This window comes from Nocardia sp. NPDC127606 (assembly GCF_042671725.1).
Classification (GTDB): Bacteria; Actinomycetota; Actinomycetes; order Mycobacteriales; family Mycobacteriaceae; genus Nocardia.
In genome coordinates, this window is sequence record NZ_JBHXWQ010000001.1 from 296,110 (window position 1) to 318,061 (window position 21,952).

Genomic DNA, 21,952 nt, shown 5'->3' on the forward strand with positions numbered 1-21,952 from the left:
GCGTCAGCTCGACGACACGATTCGTCGGGCCGCGGCTTCGATCGCTGATTCACCGAGCAGGACTGTGTCCGCGGCCGGTCCCAGCGGGATGAAGCTGTCCGCACTGGTGACCCGGGCGAGCGCGCCGCGGTAACCGGCGTCGATGAGCGCGGCAAAAACCGACTCGGAGATGCCTCCACTGCGCCGGGTCTCGTCGGCGACCAGCACGCGGCCGGTGGCTTCGGCGTGGTGGAGCAGGTCGGCGGTCGGTAGGGGATTGAGCCAGCGCAGGTCGAGCACTCGGGTGTGGATTCCTTGGGCGGCAAGGCGATTCGCGGTGCGCAGGCTCATCGGGACGCCGTTGCCGAACGTGACGATGGTGAGGTCGGTGCCGTCGCCGTAGATGCGCGCAGTGCCGATCGCGATGTGGTCGGTGATGGGGGAGGCCAGCCAGGCTTGGTCGCCTGGATGTAGATCTTTCGTGTGGTATAGCGCTATCGGTTCGACGAACACACATACTCGGCCGTCGACTCGGGCCGCTGAGACACAGGTGCGCAGCATGGCTGCCGCGTCGTCGGCGCGCGCGGGCACCGCGACGACGACACCGGGGATATCGCGCAGTGCCGCCAAGGAATTGTCGTTGTGGAAGTGGCCGCCGAAGCCCTTCTGGTAGGCGAGGCCGGCGATGCGTACCACCATCGGATTGCGGTACTGCCCGTTCGAGAAGAATGGGAGGGTGGCCGCTTCGCCGCGGATCTGATCGGCCGCGTTGTGGACGTAGGCCAGGTACTGGACCTCGGGGATCGGGATGAATCCGGCCAACCCCGTACCGAGCGCGGTGCCGAGGATGGACTGTTCGTCGAGGAGGGTGTCGAAGACCCGGCGGGCGCCGAAGCGTTTTCTGAGGCCCTTCGTGACACCGTAGACGCCGCCTTTACGGCCGACGTCCTCGCCGAATACCAGTACATCGGGGTCTCTGGTGAGGATTTCGCCGAGTGTGTGGTTGATCGCTTGCGCCAGCGTCATCCGGGAGTCGGGCGCCTGTGGTGAAGGAGTCGACGGACCACGGCGGGTGACGTCCTCGCGGATCGCGGCGGGGTGAGTCGGCGCGAGTGGCGCGATCACGGCCGCCGCGGAATCGAGCCGAGCCTCGTGAACCACCTCGTCGGCGGTCGCCCGCACGCGGGCACCGATCCACTCGTAGCGCTCGAGCAGGTCGCCCGCGTCGGCGGCACCCGCCGCGATCAGGTAGCGGGCGGTGCCGAGGAGGGGGTCGCGGGCGAGGTCGGCGGCGATATCGGCCGGACCACGGTAGGCGGACTCGACATCGGACCCGGCGTGTCCACCGAGCCGGACAGTGCGCAGGTGCAGGAAGACCGGCACCCGCCAGGTCCGTGCCAGATTCACCGCGTCTTCGGCGGCACCGAGAACGTCGGGCAGATCGCACCCGTCGGCGGCGAGGTAGGTGAGACCCGGCCGTGGACCGTAGGCGCGCTCGATCCAGTCCGGCGCGGTGGGCACACTGATGCCGAGCCCGTTGTCCTCGCAGACGAACACCAGCGGCATCGGGACCCCCTGATGGGCGGCATGCAGGGCGGCGTTGACGGCACCGACCGCCGTCGAATGATTTGCCGACGCGTCCCCGAAACTGCACACCACCACCGCATCGGCAGGCCAGGGACACGAAATCCCTTGCTTGGCCGCACGATCCAACGCGAATGCCAGCCCCACGGCGCGCGGCAGATGGGAAGCGATGGTCGAGGTCTGCGGAATGATCGATGCCGCCGCGCTGCCGATCACCTTGTGCCGACCACCGGATATCGGATCGGCGGCGGCCGCAACAACCCCCAGCAGCACATCCCGAATCGGATCCAGCCCCGGAATCTGCTTGCCTCGCTGCACGAAGAACGCTGCCGACCGATAGTGCAACAACGCCGGATCATCGACACGCAACGCGGCCGCCACCGCCGCGTTTCCCTCATGTCCCGAAGACCCGATGCTGTAGAAGCCCTGCCGCGCGGCCCCCAACCGCCGCGCCGCCAGATCGAGATGCCTGCTGGCAGCCTGGGATTCGAACAGCTCCACCCCGAACGCGGCATCGATGCTCCCGACCGCGTCGATCCGATCGGACACGACGAGACCGTCCATCGCGGCCCGAAACGCCCCATCCAGGTCAAGCGAACCCAGCGCCACCGCAACAACTCCTCGCCCGCAGTCGAGTCGACGTCCGAACCGTCGGCATGCCAAGAACCCGATGCTAGCGCCTGCCCAGCCGGATCCAGGGAGAACTCGAAAGGGGAAGAATCCGCAACCGAGAGAGTCGTAGCTGGAGTGTTGGCGTGGTTCGGGCAGCCGGTAGTGTCCGGTGTTCATGTGGGACGGTGAAGGAGGGGTTATGACGACGCCAGGTGGGCCGGGCGGTCCGTGGGGGTATCCGCAGCAGTCGGGGCCTTTCGGGGCGCCGCCGCAGCAGCCGTATCCGCAGCAGCCGTACGGTCAGCCGAACTTTGCGCCGCAGCAACCGCAATACCAGCAGCCTCCTGCTCACTACAGTGCGCCGCAGGCGAATTACGCTGCGCCGCAGCAATCTCCGCCCCCGGGTGGGCCGCAGGAGAGCGCGGCGGTGCAGGCCTATCTGGCGGCGGTTGCCCACCATATGACTATGGGCGGGCTCCAGGTGAGCCGGAATTGGATCGGTCCGGTGCTGTCGCTGATCGGCGTCGGTGCGGTGATCAAGAGTTCGCTGAATCCGATCGAACTGGCCGTGTGTGTCGGCCATGCGGGCGAGATATCGCCTGCCACCGTCGCCGGATTCACCAGGCAGGTAGATGAATTCGCCCGCTCGATTCGGCGCCCGAGCGCCTTCGCGGTGAAGGGCGGCGCGTGCGCCGTCGCCGCGCTGATATCCGATCGTGTGCATCCGGCCAGTTTCGGCGCCGTCACCAACAAGGCGATGAGCTTCGGCACCGTCGTCGTACCCGCGGTGATCGACCTGAGTAACCGGCAGATGATGATCGCCCAGAACACTCCGGTGATGGGATTCGCCCTGTGGAGTACCGTGCGCGGCAAAGCCGGTATGTACCTTCCGGATCCACGCGCGGTCTTGGGCTGACCGCCCGCATGTGCCTCGCAAATCGGTGATCATGCGAATCGCGTAAAGGCTGCGGCAGCACCTGTTCGAGAGGCGACCGCATGTTTCCGAAAGCGCGGTGGTGGTCGCGGCTGTCAGGGTAGCTCTACGCCGCCGGGAGGGCGGGCGGTGAGTGAGCGCCAGGAGGCAGATCATGCGAGGCAGAGTTCCTGTTCGGATGCGGGTGTTGGCCGCGCTGAAGGGTGGGCCGGATTGGGATTCGATCACCCCGGCGGAGGTTGTCGAGGGGCGTGGGGCGCAGGAGAAGTTGCGTCGGTCGGCTTTCGGGACGTTCGTCACCGGGCGGTCGGATCGCGGTGCGCTCGGAACCGATCACACGCTCGAACTGGCCGGTCGAACGCTGCGCGTTCGCGTGCATCGACCGGTGCGCGGGGGTTCGGGGTTGCCGTTGATCGTCGCGTTTCACGGTGGTGGGTTCATCACCGGTGTTCCTGAGCAGGACGATTGGCTGCTGAGTCACCTGGCTGCCGAATGTCCGGCGGTGGTCGTCTCGGTGGACTATCGGCTAGCGCCGGAGCATCCGATTCCCGCCGCTGTCGAGGATGCCCGCGACGCGGTACCTCTTCTTGTCGCGCGGGCGGGGGAGTGGGGTGCCGACGGTACTCGGCTCGCGCTGCTCGGTAGTAGCGCGGGTGCCACCCTCGCGGCGTTGACCGCTTTCGGAACTCGTGACCTGCGGACGCAGGTGCTGATCAACCCCCAACTCGATTGGACCGACGGGGTGTTCGACTACCCCTCGTTCACCGAGAACGCGGACAGCCCCACCGCGACGCCCGCGAACTGCCGTGCGGTGCAACGCCTCGCGCTCCCCGAGGGATTCGACGCGCGACAGATTTCGCCGATGTTCCACGACCTCGCCGGGTGCGCCCCCACCCTCATCCAGTCCGCCGGCCTCGATCCGCTGGAAGATCAATCGCCCGCCTACGCCGACCGTCTCCGGCAGGCGGGTGTCGAGGTGACGCTGACCCGCTATCCCGAAGCGACACACGGTTTCCTGAGCATGCGGGGGCTGATCCCGGCCGCCGGACCCGCCCGCGCGGAGATCCTCGACCACCTGCGAAGCCACCTGGCTGTGCGGTCGGGAGCGCGTCGATGACCACCGTCGGCGAACAGCCCACTCGGGCAACAAGTCTCACGAGCTTGCTTCGACCGTATCTCGGCAGTTTCGGCGCGGTGGTGATCCTGCAGGTCGTCGGGGCCGTGGCGGGGCTGGCTCCGTTGCTGGCCGTAGTCGACCTGGGTCGAATCCTGTTGTCGCCCGGCGAGGTCGACGATGCCCGTGTGTGGCTCGTCGTGCTGGCCGGTGCGGTGGGTCTGCTCGTCCGATTGCTGTGTACCGCAGCCTCTTCGGCGATCGGACACCTCCTCGACGATCGTGTCCAACTGGCGTTCCGGCGACAACTGGCCGATCAGCTGGGGCGAGTGCCGATCGGCTGGTTCGCGCGGCGCCGCACCGGTGAGCTGGCGAAGATCGTCGGCGACGACGTGAGCGCGGTACACCCCTTCATCGCGCACGCGCCCGGCGAACTGGTGTCGGCGTTCGTGGTGCCGTCGGTCTCGCTGATCTACCTGTTCACCGTCGACTGGCGGCTCACGCTCATCACCCTGATTCCGGTGGTGCTGGCGATCGCGCTGGTTCCCTTGATGATGACCCCCACCCGGCTGCGCGAACAGCAGGATTTCGACACGGCCATGGGCGGTATCGCCAGCTCGGTCGTCGAGTTCGTGCAGGGCATCGCGGTGGTGAAGGCCTTCGGCGGTTCCGAACGCGCCCATCGCCGATTCCGCACCGCCACTGATGATTTCGCTGACATCTTCCTGAGGATGGTGCGTGGCCTGGCGGGAATCGCGGCAGGCATGCAGGTGGCGCTGTCGCCACCGTTCGTGCTGCTGGTGGTGCTGATCGGCGGCACGGTGCTGATCACGAACGGGGGGATGGCCCCGGCCGATCTGCTGCCGTTCCTGCTGCTCGGCATCGGGCTCACCGCCCCCGTGGCAGCGCTCGGACACGGATTCGACGATCTCCAGGCCGCTCGGCGCGCGGCAGGCCGGATCCGCGACGTACTCGACGAGGCGCCGCTGCCGGAGCCGACCCGGCCGAGAGCGCCGCAGGGACATCGCGTGCGGTTGCAGGGCGTGCGGTTCGGTTACGACGCCGACCACGAAGTGCTGCGCGGGATCGACCTGGTACTGGAGCCCGGCACCGTCACCGCACTCGTCGGACCCTCGGGTAGCGGCAAATCCACCCTGGTCCAGCTGCTGCCGCGGTTCTTCGACCCGACCCACGGCACGGTCTCCCTCGGCGGCGTCGACCTGCGCGAACTCGGTAGCCGCGAGCTCTATCGGACGGTCTCGTTCGTCTTCCAGGATGTGCGGCTATTGCGGGCCACGGTCGCGGACAACATCGCCCTCGCCGTGCCCCACGCCGACCGCGACACCGTGATACGCGCCGCCCGCCTGGCGAACATCCACGACCGCGTTCTCGAACTGCCGCACGGCTACGACACGGTGATCGGCGACGACACCGCCCTGTCCGGCGGTGAGGCGCAACGGATTTCGCTGGCGCGCGCCCTGCTCGCCGATGCTCCGGTACTGGTTCTCGATGAAGCGACAGCCTTCGCCGACCCGCAGACCGAACAGGCCGTGCGGCAGGCGCTGGCGTCGCTGGGTCGTGACCGGACCATCCTGGTCATCGCCCACCGGCTGGAAACGATCGCCGACGCCGACACCGTCGTGATGCTCGACAACGGCACGATCGTCGAACAGGGCAGACCAGCGGACCTGCTCGCCCGACAGGGAAAATTCGCCGACTTCTGGCACGCGCACCGAACGGTGACCGCGGAACTACAGGGAGACCCACGATGATTCGCATGCTGCTGCGCGTGCTCGGAGCCGACTACGCGGGCCCGGTTCGGCGCACGGTCGCGCTGATGACGGTCGCCGCGGTCGCCGAGGGCCTGTCCTATGCCCTGCTGGTTCCCGTTCTGCGAGCGCTGTTCGGTGACGACCCCGCCGCTGCCCGACCCTGGCTGATCGCACTGGGCGGTGCCGTTGCCCTCTATGCCGTCCTGCGCTACCGCAGTGACCTTTCCGGATTCCGCGTCGGCACCACGTTGCTGCGCGGGGTGTACTACCGACTCGGCGACCACCTGGCCCGACTGCCCATCGGCTGGTACACGGCGGGTCGGGTGGGTGAGGTGTCGGTGCTCGCCAGTCGCGGTGTGCTGCAGGCATTGAGCGTGCTCGCACACCTGCTGGCGCCGCTCATCTCGGCCGCTGTGACGCCGCTGACGATCATCGTCGTCATGTTCGCGTTCAATTGGCAGATGGGGTTGGCCGCGGCCGCCGCCGTGCCGATCGTGGCTGCGATCCAGGTCCGGTCGGGGCGTGCGATGGCGGTCGGCGACGCGCAGCGGCACGAACGCGACCACGATGCCGCGCACCGTGTGATCGAATATCTGCAGGCCCAGCCTGTTCTGCGGGCCGGAGGGCGCGCCGCGGAACGGTTCGACCTGCTCGATGATTCGCTCCGGGAAGTCGCGCGCACCTCGCGCCGCCGAGCCTTCACGGCGCTGCCCGGAATCCTCGGGCTCTCGCTCGCGGTGCAAGCGGTGTTCACCGGCCTGCTCGCCCTCGGCACCTATCTCGCCCTCGGTGGAGACATCGGTGCGGCGGAGTTCCTGGCGATCCTGATCCTGGCCGCTCGGTGCGCCGACCCGCTGCTGTCCCTCGCTGATATCGGCGGCCAACTGCGCGGTGCCCGGTCCGAGCTGGTGCGCCTCGAGGCACTACTGCGGACCGAAACCTTGCCGGAACCCGGTACGCCCCTGGAACCGCAGGCTCATGACCTGACCTTCGACGCCGTCACCTTCCGGCACGGCACCCGCACGGTGCTCGAGGAAGTTTCGCTGACGATCCCCCAGGGACAACGGCTGGCCGTGGTCGGGCCGTCCGGCGCGGGCAAAACCACGCTCCTGCAACTGATCGCCCGCTTCTACGACGTCGACGCGGGCACCGTCCGCATCGGCGGCGTCGACGTGCGCTCCATCAGCACCGACACACTGATGGCCCAGTTCGCCATCGTCTTCCAGGACGTCTACCTGTTCGACGGCACGATCGAGGACAACATCCGCCTCGGCCGCCCCGACGCCACCGACGACGAGGTGCGAACCGCCGCCACCGCGGCCCGCCTCGACGAGGTGATCGACCGACTCCCCGGCGGCTGGGCAACGAACGTCGGCGAAGGCGGCACCCTGCTGTCCGGTGGTGAGCGCCAACGTGTTTCGATCGCCCGCGCCCTCCTGAAAGACGCCCCGATCGTGTTGCTCGACGAGGTGACCTCCGCCCTCGACCCCCTGAACGAGGCCGCGGTCCACGAGGGCATCGAACGCCTGATGGCCGGGCGAACCGTGGTCATGGTGGCCCATCGCCTGCGCACCGTCCGCCGGGCCGACCGCATCGTCTTCCTCGACGAGGCCCACATCGCGGAAGACGGCACCCACGACGAACTCCTCCGCCGAGCAGGCCGCTACGCCGACTTCTGGACAAGCTCGATGATCCCGGTCACCTGACCCGACTAGCCTGGGCCGCGATCTTCGGGCCCAGGTCAGTCGGGTAACAGCTGCTGTTCGTTGTCGAGCAGTAGATCCGAGGCTGTGGTCTCGTTGATCACCCAGGTGGACTCGATGCACCTAATCGCTGGTAGGAAAACCCCACCAGTCGTCGGACAGGAACAGATCGTCGTACAGCGGCCAATACTCCGTGGCAAAACCGAGTCCATCAGCGGGTTCGCCCCAGGTTGTGAACCGGTCGGTGGGGGTGAAATCGTGCTCGGCAGGCGGATTCTCGGGAATTGGGGTGAGGTCACTCGCCGGAGGCTGATCCACGCCGCCGGGCCGATCGCCTGCACAGGGGTGCGGCGAATCCGAGATGTGCGCGGACGAGAGCAGGTCGGGCGGGCAGGGAGACGATTCCGGTGTCGAAGCACGGATGGCCCTGGGAAGCGGCGCGAATGTGACTGGATCGAATGCCGACAACCTCGCGCGGCTACTGCCAGGCTTTTTTCGCTGTGCCCTCGCTTCTGAAATATCCGTCATCCCCGCCGGTTTCGGATCGTTAGGCGCAGAACTGCGCTTCGGCGGATCAGCTGACGCTGTACTATTTAGTTCGCCCCGAACTTGTGATGTGTGGGGTTCTCGGATTCGAGTGGGCGATTCATGCTGTCCGGAACGCGCTCCACCCCGTTCGTCTGCGACCAGTAATTCTTGCATTACCAGTGTCGCATCGACCGCCGCCTTGCCGTGCAGGTCGATGAGCATCGAAATGAGTTCATGTGCTCCGAGATCAGTGCCTCGACCGGACAAATGGATCCCGTGCAATACGCCGTCGGCGCCAACTTCTACATGTACCGAGCCATCGCTGTTGCCGGCCCGGCCACGAGCCTCACCCATTGCCTGTTTTAGCCGGGCGATATGATCGGCCGAGGAGTCAATATTCTCCACGTCGACCCTTGTCGGCGTATGATACGAAGAGGTCCGGTGCCACTATCTGGTCAGCCGACCGCTCGAGTGGCGTTGAGGAAAATATTCATCGTCGGCGTCGATATCGCGTTGAGAAGGCGATTCAACTCCGGTATTCTTTGGTGCAGGAATGTTGGGAGCGTGTGCCTTCTCGGCTGCGGTCGTGCCGTCTCCCGGGTCGAGACTCGCGAGCAATGACCTCACAACGTCGATTGCGCGGCTGTGTGCGATCTTGTGTAGGTCGAGTAGAATGGGAACAATGTCTTCTGCCATTGCGTCCCGGCCCAGTCTCGGCGCGCAGATGTCACGAATCCGGCCATCTGCGGAAACCGTCATCGTGATCGAACCATCGCCGGCATCCGCAACGCCACAGGCATTGGTCAAACTTTCCTGGAGATTCTGGCCTGCAGTCGTCATGATGATTCGGAATCAGGCAGGTCCGTAGACGGACCCGGATAACAACAGCGACGAAGAGAGTGCCGCAGCGATCAGGATACCTGCACCAAGGGCAATCCAGACGATTCTGAATTTGGGCACTTTCATCCAGAACGCCAACCCGACGCCGAGAGAGATCAACACCGGCACGAGCCACACATCCGTACCGAGTGGCAGTTCCATGGAAACCGCGATCTCGATGCTCAGGATAGCAACTGTGCACAGCCAATAGAGCAGCCCGCCAACCACAATACCCAGCAGAATCTGCACTATGACCAGACCGACTGGTGCCCTCGACGAGCGAAATTCCGGCGACGTCATCGGCGTGACCTCCTCCCGGCTCACGCCGGACCTGTATAGAACAGAAGGGAATTCTTGTCTTTGTTCTGGGACGCATCGGGGATGCTGGTCATCGGAACTGACTTTGCGTTCCGTGCGAGTGTGACACATTCATTGATAATCGCTGTTGTATCGCCGTCGTGGCGCAGGCCGACAGCAATGCCGGTCTCATTGTTGTAAAGATCCATTTTTTTCGAGGCTGCATCGTATTGTGCATCACCTGAACCGGCCGGCGAATCTATCTCGTGGGCATCTGCCATCTGCCGAGCAAAGCCCTCGTTCGATTCGGATGTCATCATTGCCATCCAAATGCAGTGACGGCATGCGTCACGCCGATCGTCGGCGCCGGTATATCCTTCGCTGTCGGGGAAGTATTTCGTTGATTCTTCGAAAGGTTTGTCCTTGGCATTGGCATCCATCACGCGCTTACAATCGATCGGATTGGTGGCGCAGACCCGCTTCTCGTTGGGCCCCGCGTTCTCGCCGGTATAGTTGTTCTGCGTTTGATTGATGGTGTTTATTCCAGAGAAGGCATCCTCCACCGACTTCCGCGCGGCTTCATCTTGGTCGTTGAGTTGTTCGAGCGCCTTCTTTACGCTGTCGGTATGAAAGTCGGTCTCTTGCTGTAGGGCCGCTACGCCGGCTGTGAACTGGCTAGTATTCGGTGCGCTGGCAAGCAGAACCTGCTGCGATTGTTGCGACATCTTCACTGTGCCGTCGTCGGAAACCTCATAGCCAGCGGCTTTTGCCGCTTGTACCGCAGAATTGACCGCGGCCTGAGCGCTTTGAAGATTCGTCTGAGCAGTGCGCGCCGCGGCCGATCCGTTCGAGAGAGCTGTATGCAGATCCGTTCCACCTTGGTAGACCGGAACAAAGGCGTTTCTAAATCCCGAACCCGATGCACCTTGCCAGAAGTCTTGAGATCCGTCTACCGAGGTGTTCTGGTTTTCTATCGTCCGCGCGATAGCCCTCGACTGTGAGTCCCACAAGTCGGCCTGCAGTCCAATTGCGCCTGTGTCCAGCGATTGCGCCTGCGGCACAGTGAATTTCATGCCAGATCCTCGGTCAATGTCTCGGTATCGGTTGTGCGTTGCAGGTCGAGGGCAGACAACTTCTCGATAACCGTGCCGACGTTGTCGCTCAGCGAGAGGACGCTCAGGCCGAGGCTTGCCGCAACGTCACAAACGGCGGTGCTGGCGGCGGTGCAGGCCGCAGCCAGGCTGGTGTCACTGATCCCCGAGGCGACGTCGGCGTGGTTCGTGCCTGCCACGACGAGCGCCTGTAGTTCTGAAAACGTTGATGACAGCGAACTCTTCAACTCGGCCGTGAGCTCTGAATTGAAGAGGAAGTCGCCATCTTTGATGGTCCCCAATAGTCCCCTCCGTGGATTTCTTCTCAGTACAGTAGCCGCGCTGATCCGGCCTCGCAATCTGAATCATGTTCTGCCGCATGATATTGTCGTCCGCCGCAAGCCTCGGTCCCGGGCGTGCTCGATCACAGAAGTCGCCTTGCCCTCTGGAAGACTTCGCTTTCGGGTCGTTCTCCTCGTTGTACCGGAAGGCGCCCCGGGGGCAGCGGTCCGCGAGGTCAAAGGCGCAGGAACGAGTGAGGGCCGGGTCCGGCGCGTGCGGAACCGGCCCTCGAACAGGTGTCTATTCGTCGTCGAGCAGCAGATCTGAGGCAGCCGGCTCGTCGATCACCCAGGTGGTCGACTCGATGCCGACCGCGCCGGCCGACGGGATGTCGTCCGGGGAGGCGCCGTTGACGGCGGCGGCCACCGCGGCGGCCTTGCCTTCGCCGCTGACCACGAGCATCACGTGGCGGGAGCGGTGGATCGCGGGCAGGGTCATGGTGACCCGCGTAGGCGGGGGCTTCGGGCAATTGTGTACGGCGACAACATAATCCGTTGTCTCCTGGACCGCGGGTGAGTGCGGGAACAGGGAGTCGATGTGGCCTTCGGGGCCCATGCCAAGGACCGTGAGGTCGAACTCGCCGCGTTCGTCGAGTTCGGTGTGCACGACCTGGGCGTAGGCGGCCGCGGCTTCCTCCGGGGTGCTGTAGGGGCCGTCGGAGGGGCCGATCGGGAAGACGTGGGCCGGGTTCAGCGGGACGAAGTCCAGCAGCGCCTCGCGGGCCTGGAGTTCGTTGCGGTCCTTGTCGCCCGCGGGGACGAAACGCTCGTCGCCCCAGTAGACGTAGAGGGTGGACCAGTCGATGTCGCCCGGGGTCTGGCGGACGCGTTGGAGCAGGCGGATGCCGTCGCTGCCACCGGTGAGCGAGACCGAGGCGTGGCCGCGTTCGGCCTGGGCGGAGACGATCACATCGACGAAGCGCTCGGCGGCCGCGTCGGCGAGAAACTCGGCGTCGTCGTGGATCTCGATCGTGTTGGCGGGGAATTCGGCACCGAGGTCGTCGTGCACGTCTATGTGGTCACTCATAGGTCACCTTCTCGATTCCGGCGAGCGCCTCGGCGTAGATCTCGTCGGCATCGAGCCGGCGCAGTTCTTCGGCGAGACAATCGCGAGTTTCCCGGCGTGCCAGCGCGATCCGCTGGTCGGGTTCGCCGGTGCGGGTCAGCGTGGCCGTCCTTCCTAGTTGCGGGCGTTCGATGGCGATCGAATCGGTGGCGCGCTGGATTACCACCTTCAGCTCCCCGGTCTTGCGGATCACCGGGCAGTGCAGACGGGAGGCGAGCCAACCGGCCAAGGTGTCGAGCGCGGGTTCGGAGGCCAGGCCCGACACCGTCACCGACGTGACCGGTTCGAACGGCGGCTCGTCCAGCGCCGCGGCCAGCAGCGCCCGCCAGTAGGTGATGCGGCTCCACGCCAGATCGGTATCACCGGTCGCGTAGGAGTAGCGGCGCTTCTTGATCGCGGCCTGCGGATCGGGGGCGTAGGTGGCATCGGTGATGCGGCGCTTGGCCAGCTTGCCCACCGAATCCATCGACGGGAAGTCCGGCGCGCCACGCGGCCACCACGCCACCACCGGGGTGTCGGGCAGCAGGAACGGGGTCACGACGCTGCTCTCGTGGTTCACCAGCGCGCCCTGCAGGCGCAGCACGATCACCTCGGCCGCACCGGCGTCGCCACCCACGCGGATCTGAGCGTCGAGGCGGGTCTCGGCGTCGCGGTCACCGCGGGCCAGCACGATGACCCGACAGGGGTGTTCGCGGCTGGCGTCGTTGGCGGCGTCGATCGCGTCCTCGGCCTCGGAGGAGTCCAGCGTGCACACCACCAGCGTGAGCACCCGGCCCTGAGTGATCACGCCGTTGGTCTCGCGCAACTGGACCATCCGCTTACCGACATCGACGGTGTTGGTGTCGGGCATGTCGACGATCACGGACGCCGCCATTCCCGCCCGCTGCGCGCGAGCATCTCATCGGCCGAGGTGGGACCCCAGGTCCCGGCCTCGTAGGGTTCGGGTTTGCCGCCCGCGGCCCAGTGCGCGAGCACGGGATCGAGGATGCGCCAGGACAATTCGACCTCCGCGTTGACCGGGAACAGCGACGGCACGCCGAGCAGCACGTCGAGGATGAGCCGTTCGTAGGCTTCGGGGGAGGACTCGGTGAACGCCTCGCCGTAGCTGAAGTCCATGTTCACATCGCGCACTTCCATGCCGGAACCGGGGACCTTGGAGCCGAATCGCAGGGTGATGCCCTCGTCCGGCTGCACCCGGATGACCAGCGCGTTCTGGCCGAGCTCCTCGGTCATGGTCTGGTCGAAGGGCAGGTGCGGCGCGCGTTTGAACACCACCGCGATCTCGGTCACCCTGCGGCCCAGGCGTTTTCCGGTGCGCAGATAGAACGGCACACCTGCCCACCGCCGGTTCTCCACGTGCAGGGTGAGCGCGGCGTAGGTCTCGGTCCGCGACTGCGGATCGAAACCCTCTTCCTGATGCAGACCGACGACGTGTTCGCTGCCCTGCCAGCCTTCGGTGTACTGGCCGCGCGCGGTCGTCTCGTCCAGCGGCGCGACGAGTTTGGTGGCCGAGAGGGCCTTGATCTTCTCGGTGGTGAGCTGCATCGGCTCGAAGGAGGTCGGCTCCTCCATCGCGGTCAGCGCGAGCAGCTGCAACAGGTGGTTCTGGATGACGTCACGGGCGGCGCCGATCCCGTCGTAATAGCCCGCGCGACCACCCAATCCGATGTCCTCGGCCATGGTGATCTGCACGCTGTCGACATAGTTGGCGTTCCAGATCGGCTCGAACAACTCATTGGCGAAACGCAGCGCCAGGATGTTCTGGACCGTTTCCTTGCCGAGGTAGTGGTCGATGCGGAAGACCTGCTCTTCGGGGAAAACCCGGTTGACCAGGGCGTTGAGTTCCTTGGCGCTGGTCAGGTCGTGGCCGAAGGGCTTCTCGATCACCACGCGCCGCCACGGGGTGTACCCGTCGGGCTCCGGCTTGGCCTGGGCCAGGTCGTGCTCGGAGAGCTGATCGAGCACCACGGGGAACATGTTCGGCGGAATCGACAGGTAGAAGGCGTAATTGCCGCCGGTGCCGCGGGTCTCGTCGAGATTCTTCAGAGTGTCGGCGAGGGTCGAGAAAGCCGCGTCGTCGTCGAAACTGCCCTGCACGAACCGCAGCCCTTCGGCCAGGTGGTCCCAGACCTCCTGGCGGAAGGGGGTGCGCGCGTGCTTCTTCACGGCCTCGAGTACCACCGAGGCGAAGTCTTCGTCGGCGTAGTTGCGCCGGGCGAAGCCGACCAGGGCGAAACCAGGGGGCAACAGCCCCTGGTTCGCCAGGTCATAGATGGCCGGCATCAGCTTCTTGCGGGACAGATCTCCGGTGACACCGAAGATCACCATGCAGCACGGGCCCGCGATGAAGGGGACCCGTTTGTCGCGTTCGTCGCGCAGGGGGTTGTGCCACAGCCCCGCCGCCTGATCCGTCGATGCTGTGCCGGCCATCGTGCTAGTTGCCCTCCGCCGCGATGTCGAGCTGGCCGGTGGTGGCCTCGATCAGTTCGCCCCACGCGCTCTCGAACTTCTCGACGCCTTCGCGCTCGAGCAGCGCGAACACATCGTCGAGATCGATACCGACCGCCGCCAGATCGGCGAAGACCTGAGCGCCCTCGGCGCCACGGCCGCTGAGCGTGTCGCCCAGCACCTCACCGTGATCGGCGAACGCCTGCAGCGTCTTCTCCGGCAGTGTGTTGACCGTGTTCGGGCCGACGAGCTCGGTGACGTAGAGGGTGTCGGGGTAATCCGGGTTCTTCACCCCGGTCGACGCCCACAGCGGCCGCTGCCGGTTGCCGCCCTGGGCGGCCAGGTGGTTGTAGGTGGAGGTGTGCGCGCCACCGTCGAACACGTCCTGGTACTCGGCGTACGCCAGCCGCGCGTTGGCCACACCGGCCTTGCCGCGCAGGGCGAGCGCCTCCGGGGTGCCGATCGCCTCGAGGCGCTTGTCGATCTCGGTATCCACGCGGGAGACGAAGAACGACGCCACCGAGTGGATCTTGGCCAGGTCGTGGCCACCGATCTTGGCGTTGCGCAGACCGTCGAGGTAGGCGCCCATCACCGCGCGGTAGCGCGGCACCGAGAAGATCAGCGTCACGTTCACGCTGATGCCCTCGGTGATCACCGAGGTGATGGCGGGCAGTCCGGCCTCGGTGGCCGGGATCTTGATGAACAGGTTCTTGCGGTCGACGATCTTCCACAGCTCGATCGCCTGGGCGACGGTCTTGTCGGCGTCGAAGGCGAACCGGGGGTCGACCTCGATCGACACCCGTCCGTCCACGCCGCCGGTCGCCTCGAACACCGGCGCGAGCACGTCGCAGGCGGCGCGCACGTCGTCGGTGGTCATCGTGCGGATCGCAGCGTCGGCGTCGGCGCCTTGGGCCGCAAGGTCTTTCAGCTGCGCGTCGTAGGCGTGGCCCACGCTCATCGCGGCCTGGAAGATGCTCGGGTTGGTGGTGACGCCGACGACGCTGCGGGTCGCGACCAGGTCGGCGAGATTGCCGGACTGGATGCGTTCTCGCGAGAGATCGTCGAGCCACACCGAGACGCCCGCGGCCGAGAGCGCGGCGAGATTCTCGTTCTGTGCCATGGTTTTACCCCTTCACCTTGTCGGTGGAACGCAGTGCCGCGCGGACGACGGCATCGGGGGTGATACCGAATTCGCGGTACAGAGTCTTGTAGTCGGCCGACGCGCCGAAGTGATCGATACCGACGACTTCACCCGCGTCACCGACGAATCGGTGCCACGGCATCGCGATACCGGCCTCCACCGCGACCCTGGCCCGCACCGACGGGGGCAGCACCTCGTCGCGGTATCCCTGTTCCTGCACGTCGAACCACTCCACACACGGCATCGAGACCACGCGGGTCGGGATGCCCTGCTCTTCCAGGGTAGTGCGCGCGGCGACCGCGAGGTGGACCTCGGAGCCGGTGCCGATGAGGATCACTTCCGGTGTGCCGGTGGACGCCTCGACCAGCACGTAGCCGCCCTTCTTGACACCCTCGTAGCTGGTGCCTTCCAGGGTCGGCACGTCCTGGCGGGTGAGTGCCAGCGCGGACGGGCCGTCCTGCTGCGGCGACTCGTACACCGGGAAGTGCGAGGTGTGCTCGTCGGAATCACGCTCGAGCACGGTGCGCCAGGCGTGGACGGTCTCGTTGGCATCCGCGGGGCGAACGACGTTGAGGCCGGGGATCGCGCGCAGCGCGGCCAGGTGCTCGACCGGCTGATGGGTCGGGCCGTCCTCGCCGAGGCCGATGGAGTCGTGGGTCCACACGTAGATGGCGGGCACCCGCATCAGCGCGGCCAGGCGGACAGCCGGGCGCATGTAGTCGCTGAACACCAGGAAGGTGCCGCCGTAGGGGCGGGTCGGGCCGTGCAGCGCGATGCCGTTGAGGATCGAGCCCATCGCGTGCTCACGGATACCGAAGTGCAGGGTGCGCCCGTACGGGTTGGCCTTCCACGCGCCGGTGGAGATCGACTCGGGGCCGAAGCTCGCCTGGCCGGGCATCGTGGTGTTGTTGGACTCGGCCAGGTCGGCCGACCCGCCCCACAGCTCGGGCAGCTCGTCGGCGACCGCGGCGAGGAACTTGCCCGACGCCTTGCGGGTGGCCATGCCCTTGGGATCGACCTCGAAGCTCGGCAGCGCCTCGGTCCAGCCCTTGGGCAGCGACCGGGTCTGCAGACGATCGAACAGCTCCTTGTTCGACGGGTTGGACTCGGCCCACGCGTCGAAGCTCTGCTGCCACTGCGCCTGTGCTTGCGCGCCGCGGGCCAGTGCCTCGCGGGTGTGTTCGATGACGGCCGGGTCGACGTCGAAGGACTTCTCCGGGTCGAAGCCCAGCGCCTTCTTCACCGCGGCGACCTCGTCGGGGCCGAGCGCGGCGCCGTGCGCGCCACCGGTGTTCATCTTGTTCGGGGCCGGGAAGCCGATGATGGTGCGCAGGATGATGATCGAGGGCTTGCTGGTCTCGGCTTTCGCCGCGGCAAGAGCCTGCTCGATGGCCACCACGTCTTCGCCGCCCTCGACGATCTGCACCTGCCAGCCGTAGGCCTCGTAGCGCTTGGCCACGTCTTCGGTGAAGGCGATGTCGGTGTCGTCCTCGATGGAGATCTCGTTGTCGTCGTAGATCACCACGAGGTTGCCCAGCTGCTGGGTACCCGCGATCGAGGAGGCCTCGGCGGTGACGCCCTCCTGCAGGTCGCCGTCGGAGGCGATGGTGTAGATGAAGTGGTCGAACGGGCTGGTGCCCTCGGGGGCGTCCGGATCGAACAGCCCGCGCTCACGTCGCGCGGCCATCGCCATACCGACCGCCGAGGCCAGGCCCTGACCCAGCGGTCCGGTGGTGATCTCGACGCCGTCGGTGTGGCGGAACTCGGGGTGGCCCGGGGTGAGCGAGCCCCACTGGCGCAGCTGCTCGAGGTCGGTCAGCTCCAGGCCGAAACCGGCCAGGTAGAGCTCGATGTAGAGGGTGAGGCTGGAATGCCCACAGGACAGCACGAACCGGTCGCGACCGACCCAGCTCGGGTCCGCGGGGTTGTGGCGCATCGTGCGCTGGAAGAGGGTGTAGGCGACCGGCGCGAGGCTCATCGCGGTACCGGGGTGCCCGTTGCCCGCCTTCTGCACGGCGTCGGCAGCGAGTACCCGGGCGGTGTCGACGGCCTTGGTGTCGAGGTCCGTCCAGTCGCTGGGATAGTTCCGCTGAGTGAGGGCGCGAATGTCGTCTGTGACTGGCACGACCGTAGTTCTCCTGACCTAGGTTTCGTCGACGGCGATAGCTTGGCAGCGGCGATGATGTTCGACAGCGGGTCGCACGCGGCCGGGATGCGTACCGATGTACAGGAATACCCTAGTGGTGCTGCTACAGCGGTTGGCGCGAACCCTGGCGTTGAGTCTAGTTCGGATCGCCGTGAGTCGGCGGTGTGCGGTGTAGACCATCGCCGCCGCGCGGGCGGAGCCCGTCGCGATGCCGTTCACCTGCGCGTCGATGCGGGTTCACCGCTGCGTGGGCCCCGGATGGGGGCTCGTGGGGCGTAGTGACCGCGCCCACGGTGGCGGGGGTCTGGCGCGGAGCGGCAGGTGAGTGGGTCTACCATCCTCTGTAGTAGTGGCCGCGCCGCAGCCGCGCGCTGCTCGTTCCATTACCGGAAGCGAAGCGAAGCACAGCGTGCGAGGAGAAACAGTGCGGATCGGTCACGAGCCGGGTAGTAGCGGTGCGCACGGAACTTCGTCGACGGCGCTGGCCGACCGACTCCAGGGCGACAGCCTCGCCGCGCGGATAGTGCGCAAGCCCCTTGCCTACATCGCGCTCACCAAACCACGCGTCATCGAGTTGCTGCTCGTTGCCACCATTCCGACGATGTTGCTGGCCGACCGCGGCACAGTGGACATCCGGCTGATCCTGGTCACCCTGTTCGGTGGCTGGATGGGCGCGGCCAGCGCCAACACTCTCAACTGTGTGGCCGACGCCGATATCGACAAGGTGATGAAGCGGACCGCGCGCCGCCCGCTGGCCCGCGAGGCGGTGCCCACCTCACACGCGTTCGTCTTCGGTGTCGTGCTCGGCGCGATCTCCTTCGCCTGGCTGTGGTGGCAGGCCAACCTGCTCAGCGGGTTGCTGGTCGTCGCGACGATCTTGTTCTACGTTTTCGTCTACACCAAGGGCCTCAAGCGCCGGACCTCGCAGAACGTGGTGTGGGGCGGCGCGGCCGGCTGCATGCCCGCGCTGGTGGGCTGGTCCGCGGTGACCGGCACGATCGGCTGGCCCGCGGTGGTGCTGTTCGCGGTGATCTTCTTCTGGACGCCGCCGCACACCTGGGCGCTGGCCATGCGCTACAAGGAGGACTACCGCGCCGCGGGCGTGCCGATGCTGCCGGTGGTCGCGACCGAGCAGGTGGTGACCAAGCAGATCGTCATCTACACCTGGTTGACGGTGCTGGCGACGATGGCGTTGGTGCCCGCGACGGGTGTCATCTACGCGGCGGTCGCCCTGGTGGCCGGCGCCTGGTTCCTGCTGATGGCGCACCAGCTCTACGCCGGGGTCCGCCGTGGCGAGTCGGTGAAGCCGCTGAAGCTGTTCCTGCAGTCGAACAACTACCTCGCGGTGGTGTTCTGTGGTCTGGCCGTCGACTCGGTGCTCGGGTGGGACACGATCGGCAGCCTCGTCGGGCTGTAAGACGTTCTCGAACAGTGGCCGGGCGGCGATGCCCGGCCACTGTCATGTCCGGACTGTGCCGGGCCGCGGCCTCGCCGGATCAGGGAGTGGTCGGTGCGAGCTCACCAGCGATGTGCGAGGTGGCCGTCGGGTCGGATCAGGATGTCGGTGCCGGAGGTGGCCGCGTAGGCGGTGAAGGCGTGACCGTCGGTGTCGACGAGTGTGGTGAACGCGGTCTCGACGGATCGGCCGCTCGGTGCGCCCACCCGGTGGATCTCGACTGTGCGCAGGCCGGGCTGATCGATGGCTGCGTCCGTCGCCGGAGACCCTGGCTTCGGGGCGAAACGCAGCAGGGTGGCGTGAGGGCCTCGGAAGAGGTCGAACAGGCGGATCGGGCGGCCGGTGTCGTCGTGCAGTGTGGCGTCCGGTGCGCGGTCGCCCGCGACGAGGGGGCCCTCGTCGGCGGGGGAGCGATAGGTGATGGCGAGCTGGCGGGTTTCGGGGCCGCGGTGCATCGCGTCCTCGTCGCCGTCGACGAGTTTGTCGAGGAGTTCGGTGCTCAGGCCGAGGATCCGGGCCGCGACCGTGCGGCGTTCGGGTTCGTAGGTGTCGAGCGGGGCGGAGTCACCGCCGAGGGCGGCGGCCAGTTTCCAGCCCAGGTTGTAGGCGTCCTGCACGCCGGTGTTCAAGCCTTGACCGCCGGTGGGCGGGTGGACGTGGGCGGCATCGCCCGCGAGGAACACCCGGCCGTCACGGAAGCGTTCGGCGAGTCGAATATTGGGACGCCACACCGTGATCCAGGACAGGTCGCTCAGCGCCAGGCCTGTCCCGGGGCCGTGGCGGTCGGCGAGTTCCTGCAGGGTGGCCAGATCGGGGAAGCGGTCGTCGGTCAGCGGGGCGGCGAACTGGAAGCGCCGCGCGCCCGGCAGTGGGGACAGGGCGAAGCCGGTCATCGGCTGGTCGGCCGCGGCGGCGAACCAATAGCCGTACTCGTGGTCGAGGGAGTCGGCGCGGACATCGCCGAGCAGCATCTTGATCGAGTCGTCGGTGCTGCCCTCGAACGCGATCCCGAGGCGCTTGCGGACCGTGCTCGCGCCACCGTCGGCACCGGCCAGATACCTCGCGCGCACCGTCTCCGATGTGTCGCCGTGTTGCAGTGTCGCGGTGACGCCGGCCTCGTCCTGGGTGAAATCGACCAGCGCCGTGGCGAATTCGACCGTCACCCCGAGCTCGGCGAGCCGCGCTCGCAGGATCGCTTCGGTGTCGGACTGACCGAGCACCCAGGTATTCGGATACGGCACATCCGGGGTCGGCTCGACCGGTTCGGCCATCCGGCGCTCGCCGACGAAGGTTCCCGCGAAGTAGGCGTGCATCACCGGGACCTCGCGCCCGGCGGCCAGTACCGCGTCGACGACGCCGAGATCGTCGAACACTTCCAGGGTGCGCGGTTGGATGCCGTCGCCGCGCGATCCCTGAAACGGTGAATCGGCTCGGTCGACGAGCCGGACGTGCACGCCGCGCCGTGCGAGATCGAGGGCGAGGGTGAGACCGGTCGGGCCCGCACCGGCGATGAGTACCTGTTCTGACATGGGAAATGCCTCCTGCGACAAGAACTGAACTGATATTCAGTGAATATGAATTCAGTTTCAGTGTTGGTACCGTGCTTGTCAAGGAGGTGATGTCCGGTGGTGGGCAGCAGGCGCGAGAAATCCGCGGAGACCGAGCAGGCGCTCAAGGACGCCGCCCGGCAGGTCTTCGCCGAACACGGCTACCTGAACGCGAAGATCACCGATATCACCACCGCCGCGGGCCGCGCGGCGGGCTCGTTCTACAACCACTTCGCGAGCAAAGAGGAACTGCTGCAAGCACTTCTGCGCGATATGGCGGTGGCAAGCGACGAGCGAGCGGCCGACCCGGAGCACAACGGCGACTTCACCGACCCGGCCGCGGTCCGCTACCACGTCCGTGGCTACTGGACCTTCGCCCGCGAACACGCCTCGGTTCTGCGCGCGATGGGCCAGGCGGCGCAGGTCAGCCCGGATTTCGCCCGGATCATCGCGGGCTTCGGCGCCGAACAACGCACCGATATCGCCGACCATGTGGCGGACTTCCCGGAACGCGGACTGCGCCTGCCGGGAACGGTCGACGCCAGCCTGGCGATGATGTTCGCCGCGGTCGACGGGATGTTGCGCATGGTCGAAGACGGCTCGGTGTCCCTCAGTGACGAGGAGGCGATCGAGTCGATCACCCGTTTCGTCTACCGCGGTCTGACCGGCCGCGACTACTAGCCGCGCTCCGAGTTCCGAACTCCGGTGCTCGGGTTCGGTGTGAGTGCTCGGCGTGCCAGCGTCAACCAACGTGACTGCTCCACCTCGGACATGGCGTCGGTCGGCGCGGTGGACAGCAAGAGGACCACGTCGTCCGCGGTGATGTCCGGGTAGAGCGAATCGTTGCGGTGCGCGGCGGCGACCAACTGCTCGACGGCGGCACGCCCGCGCGCCTGGATCTCGCGGAGCGAGTCCTCGGCGACCCCGGCGACGGCGAACCGGAGCAGGCGTTCCTGGTGCATATCGATCATCACGTGGCGCAGTAGCGCGATCACCTCGTCGACGGCCGAGCTGGTCCCGTCCGCGACTCCGGCGAGCGCCGAGTTCAGCGACCGGTCGATCGCCTCGGCCAGGTCGGCCACGATGCTCTGGATCAGATCCTGCTTGGTCGGGAAGTGTCGATACAGCGTGCCGGTCGCGACACCCGCTGCCGTGGCGATCTCGTCCATGCCGATGCCCGGACCTTCGCGGATGACGAGTTCGCGGGCGGCGGCGACGATCGCCTCGCGATTGCGCCGCGCGTCCGCGCGCAGGGGTCGGTCGGTCATCTCGGTGCCATCCTTCTCGAGTGCCTTGCCAATAACATGAACGACT

Annotated in this window: 19 protein-coding genes; 6 read left to right on the forward strand and 13 right to left on the reverse strand. The window is 66.7% G+C overall.

All coding sequences use genetic code 11. The annotated features are described in order from the left end of the window. Positions 1 to 3: 3 nt before the first annotated feature. Positions 4 to 2,127 (reverse strand): thiamine pyrophosphate-dependent enzyme, encoded by a 2,124-nt coding sequence (locus ACFVJ5_RS01460; protein ID WP_379219741.1) that lies wholly within the window; start codon positions 2,125 to 2,127, stop codon positions 4 to 6. Between the two features lie 247 nt (positions 2,128 to 2,374). On the opposite strand from ACFVJ5_RS01460, the gene ACFVJ5_RS01465 reads away from it, so the two are divergent. From ACFVJ5_RS01465 to ACFVJ5_RS01480, 4 genes are all read left to right on the forward strand, one after another. Further along, positions 2,375 to 3,091 (forward strand): hypothetical protein, encoded by a 717-nt coding sequence (locus ACFVJ5_RS01465; RefSeq protein WP_379217956.1) that lies wholly within the window; start codon positions 2,375 to 2,377, stop codon positions 3,089 to 3,091. A gap of 172 nt (positions 3,092 to 3,263) precedes the next feature. Continuing rightward, positions 3,264 to 4,226 carry an alpha/beta hydrolase fold domain-containing protein gene (locus ACFVJ5_RS01470; protein WP_379217958.1) on the forward strand — a complete coding sequence of 321 codons (963 nt, stop codon included), beginning with the start codon at positions 3,264 to 3,266 and terminating at the stop codon, positions 4,224 to 4,226. After that, positions 4,223 to 5,995: an ABC transporter ATP-binding protein gene (locus ACFVJ5_RS01475; RefSeq protein WP_379217960.1), complete on the forward strand. Its 1,773-nt coding sequence runs from the start codon at positions 4,223 to 4,225 to the stop codon at positions 5,993 to 5,995. The genes ACFVJ5_RS01470 and ACFVJ5_RS01475 overlap by 4 nt, the downstream gene beginning before the upstream one ends. Continuing rightward, positions 5,992 to 7,701, forward strand: coding sequence for an ABC transporter ATP-binding protein (locus ACFVJ5_RS01480; protein ID WP_379217962.1), 1,710 nt, complete (start codon positions 5,992 to 5,994; stop codon positions 7,699 to 7,701). The genes ACFVJ5_RS01475 and ACFVJ5_RS01480 overlap by 4 nt, the downstream gene beginning before the upstream one ends. Before the next feature lie 120 nt (positions 7,702 to 7,821). Here the strand turns inward: ACFVJ5_RS01480 and ACFVJ5_RS01485 are convergent, their stop codons facing one another. The 10 genes from ACFVJ5_RS01485 to tkt all read right to left on the reverse strand — a co-directional run bounded on the left by ACFVJ5_RS01485 (position 7,822) and on the right by tkt (position 17,614). Next, positions 7,822 to 8,631, reverse strand: coding sequence for a hypothetical protein (locus ACFVJ5_RS01485; RefSeq protein ID WP_379217964.1), 810 nt, complete (start codon positions 8,629 to 8,631; stop codon positions 7,822 to 7,824). Positions 8,632 to 8,673: 42 nt separating this feature from the next. Next, the gene (locus tag ACFVJ5_RS01490) at positions 8,674 to 9,066 is read right to left on the reverse strand and encodes a YbaB/EbfC family nucleoid-associated protein (RefSeq protein ID WP_379217966.1); all 393 of its coding nucleotides are present in this window, start codon (positions 9,064 to 9,066) and stop codon (positions 8,674 to 8,676) included. Between the two features lie 12 nt (positions 9,067 to 9,078). Continuing rightward, positions 9,079 to 9,429, reverse strand: coding sequence for a hypothetical protein (locus tag ACFVJ5_RS01495; RefSeq protein ID WP_379217967.1), 351 nt, complete (start codon positions 9,427 to 9,429; stop codon positions 9,079 to 9,081). Then, positions 9,426 to 10,475 (reverse strand): DUF6973 domain-containing protein, encoded by a 1,050-nt coding sequence (locus tag ACFVJ5_RS01500; protein ID WP_379217969.1) that lies wholly within the window; start codon positions 10,473 to 10,475, stop codon positions 9,426 to 9,428. The genes ACFVJ5_RS01495 and ACFVJ5_RS01500 overlap by 4 nt, the downstream gene beginning before the upstream one ends. After that, positions 10,472 to 10,795, reverse strand: a complete 324-nt coding sequence (locus ACFVJ5_RS01505; protein WP_379217970.1) for a hypothetical protein — start codon at positions 10,793 to 10,795, stop codon at positions 10,472 to 10,474. The genes ACFVJ5_RS01500 and ACFVJ5_RS01505 overlap by 4 nt, the downstream gene beginning before the upstream one ends. Before the next feature lie 280 nt (positions 10,796 to 11,075). Then, positions 11,076 to 11,861: a 6-phosphogluconolactonase gene (pgl, locus tag ACFVJ5_RS01510; protein ID WP_379217972.1), complete on the reverse strand. Its 786-nt coding sequence runs from the start codon at positions 11,859 to 11,861 to the stop codon at positions 11,076 to 11,078. Continuing rightward, positions 11,854 to 12,762, reverse strand: a complete 909-nt coding sequence (gene opcA, locus ACFVJ5_RS01515; protein ID WP_379219742.1) for a glucose-6-phosphate dehydrogenase assembly protein OpcA — start codon at positions 12,760 to 12,762, stop codon at positions 11,854 to 11,856. The genes pgl and opcA overlap by 8 nt, the downstream gene beginning before the upstream one ends. Beyond that, on the reverse strand, positions 12,759 to 14,330 hold the full coding sequence (gene zwf / locus ACFVJ5_RS01520; RefSeq protein WP_379217974.1) for a glucose-6-phosphate dehydrogenase: 1,572 nt from the start codon (positions 14,328 to 14,330) through the stop codon (positions 12,759 to 12,761). The genes opcA and zwf overlap by 4 nt, the downstream gene beginning before the upstream one ends. Positions 14,331 to 14,334: 4 nt before the next feature. Next, on the reverse strand, positions 14,335 to 15,468 hold the full coding sequence (gene tal, locus ACFVJ5_RS01525) for a transaldolase (RefSeq protein WP_378627090.1): 1,134 nt from the start codon (positions 15,466 to 15,468) through the stop codon (positions 14,335 to 14,337). 4 nt (positions 15,469 to 15,472) lie between these two features. After that, positions 15,473 to 17,614: a transketolase gene (gene tkt / locus ACFVJ5_RS01530; protein WP_379217976.1), complete on the reverse strand. Its 2,142-nt coding sequence runs from the start codon at positions 17,612 to 17,614 to the stop codon at positions 15,473 to 15,475. A 502-nt stretch (positions 17,615 to 18,116) separates the two neighbouring features. Between tkt and ACFVJ5_RS01535 the strand changes: the two genes are divergently transcribed. Continuing rightward, positions 18,117 to 19,052, forward strand: a complete 936-nt coding sequence (locus ACFVJ5_RS01535) for a heme o synthase (protein WP_378628319.1) — start codon at positions 18,117 to 18,119, stop codon at positions 19,050 to 19,052. Between the two features lie 101 nt (positions 19,053 to 19,153). Here the strand turns inward: ACFVJ5_RS01535 and ACFVJ5_RS01540 are convergent, their stop codons facing one another. Beyond that, positions 19,154 to 20,620 carry an FAD-dependent monooxygenase gene (locus ACFVJ5_RS01540; protein ID WP_379217978.1) on the reverse strand — a complete coding sequence of 489 codons (1,467 nt, stop codon included), beginning with the start codon at positions 20,618 to 20,620 and terminating at the stop codon, positions 19,154 to 19,156. Positions 20,621 to 20,716: 96 nt separating this feature from the next. On the opposite strand from ACFVJ5_RS01540, the gene ACFVJ5_RS01545 reads away from it, so the two are divergent. Next, on the forward strand, positions 20,717 to 21,319 hold the full coding sequence (locus ACFVJ5_RS01545; protein WP_379217980.1) for a TetR/AcrR family transcriptional regulator: 603 nt from the start codon (positions 20,717 to 20,719) through the stop codon (positions 21,317 to 21,319). Here ACFVJ5_RS01545 and ACFVJ5_RS01550 read toward each other — a convergent pair. Beyond that, positions 21,316 to 21,906: a TetR/AcrR family transcriptional regulator gene (locus tag ACFVJ5_RS01550; protein WP_379217982.1), complete on the reverse strand. Its 591-nt coding sequence runs from the start codon at positions 21,904 to 21,906 to the stop codon at positions 21,316 to 21,318. The two genes, ACFVJ5_RS01545 and ACFVJ5_RS01550, sit on opposite strands and share 4 nt — an antisense overlap. Positions 21,907 to 21,952: the final 46 nt, after the last annotated feature.

What these genes read in the sequence shown, in the direction of transcription:
- ACFVJ5_RS01490 (WP_379217966.1), bottom strand. Translation starts at nt 9,066, where the DNA reads ATGACGACTGCAGGCCAGAATCTCCAGGAAAGTTTGACCAATGCCTGT.
- ACFVJ5_RS01470 (WP_379217958.1), top strand. Translation starts at nt 3,264, where the DNA reads ATGCGAGGCAGAGTTCCTGTTCGGATGCGGGTGTTGGCCGCGCTGAAG.
- ACFVJ5_RS01540 (WP_379217978.1), bottom strand. Translation starts at nt 20,620, where the DNA reads ATGTCAGAACAGGTACTCATCGCCGGTGCGGGCCCGACCGGTCTCACC.
- ACFVJ5_RS01500 (WP_379217969.1), bottom strand. Translation starts at nt 10,475, where the DNA reads ATGAAATTCACTGTGCCGCAGGCGCAATCGCTGGACACAGGCGCAATT.
- tal (WP_378627090.1), bottom strand. Translation starts at nt 15,468, where the DNA reads ATGGCACAGAACGAGAATCTCGCCGCGCTCTCGGCCGCGGGCGTCTCG.
- pgl (WP_379217972.1), bottom strand. Translation starts at nt 11,861, where the DNA reads ATGAGTGACCACATAGACGTGCACGACGACCTCGGTGCCGAATTCCCC.
- ACFVJ5_RS01550 (WP_379217982.1), bottom strand. Translation starts at nt 21,906, where the DNA reads ATGACCGACCGACCCCTGCGCGCGGACGCGCGGCGCAATCGCGAGGCG.
- ACFVJ5_RS01465 (WP_379217956.1), top strand. Translation starts at nt 2,375, where the DNA reads ATGACGACGCCAGGTGGGCCGGGCGGTCCGTGGGGGTATCCGCAGCAG.
- ACFVJ5_RS01475 (WP_379217960.1), top strand. Translation starts at nt 4,223, where the DNA reads ATGACCACCGTCGGCGAACAGCCCACTCGGGCAACAAGTCTCACGAGC.
- ACFVJ5_RS01460 (WP_379219741.1), bottom strand. Translation starts at nt 2,127, where the DNA reads ATGGACGGTCTCGTCGTGTCCGATCGGATCGACGCGGTCGGGAGCATC.
- zwf (WP_379217974.1), bottom strand. Translation starts at nt 14,330, where the DNA reads ATGGCCGGCACAGCATCGACGGATCAGGCGGCGGGGCTGTGGCACAAC.
- ACFVJ5_RS01480 (WP_379217962.1), top strand. Translation starts at nt 5,992, where the DNA reads ATGATTCGCATGCTGCTGCGCGTGCTCGGAGCCGACTACGCGGGCCCG.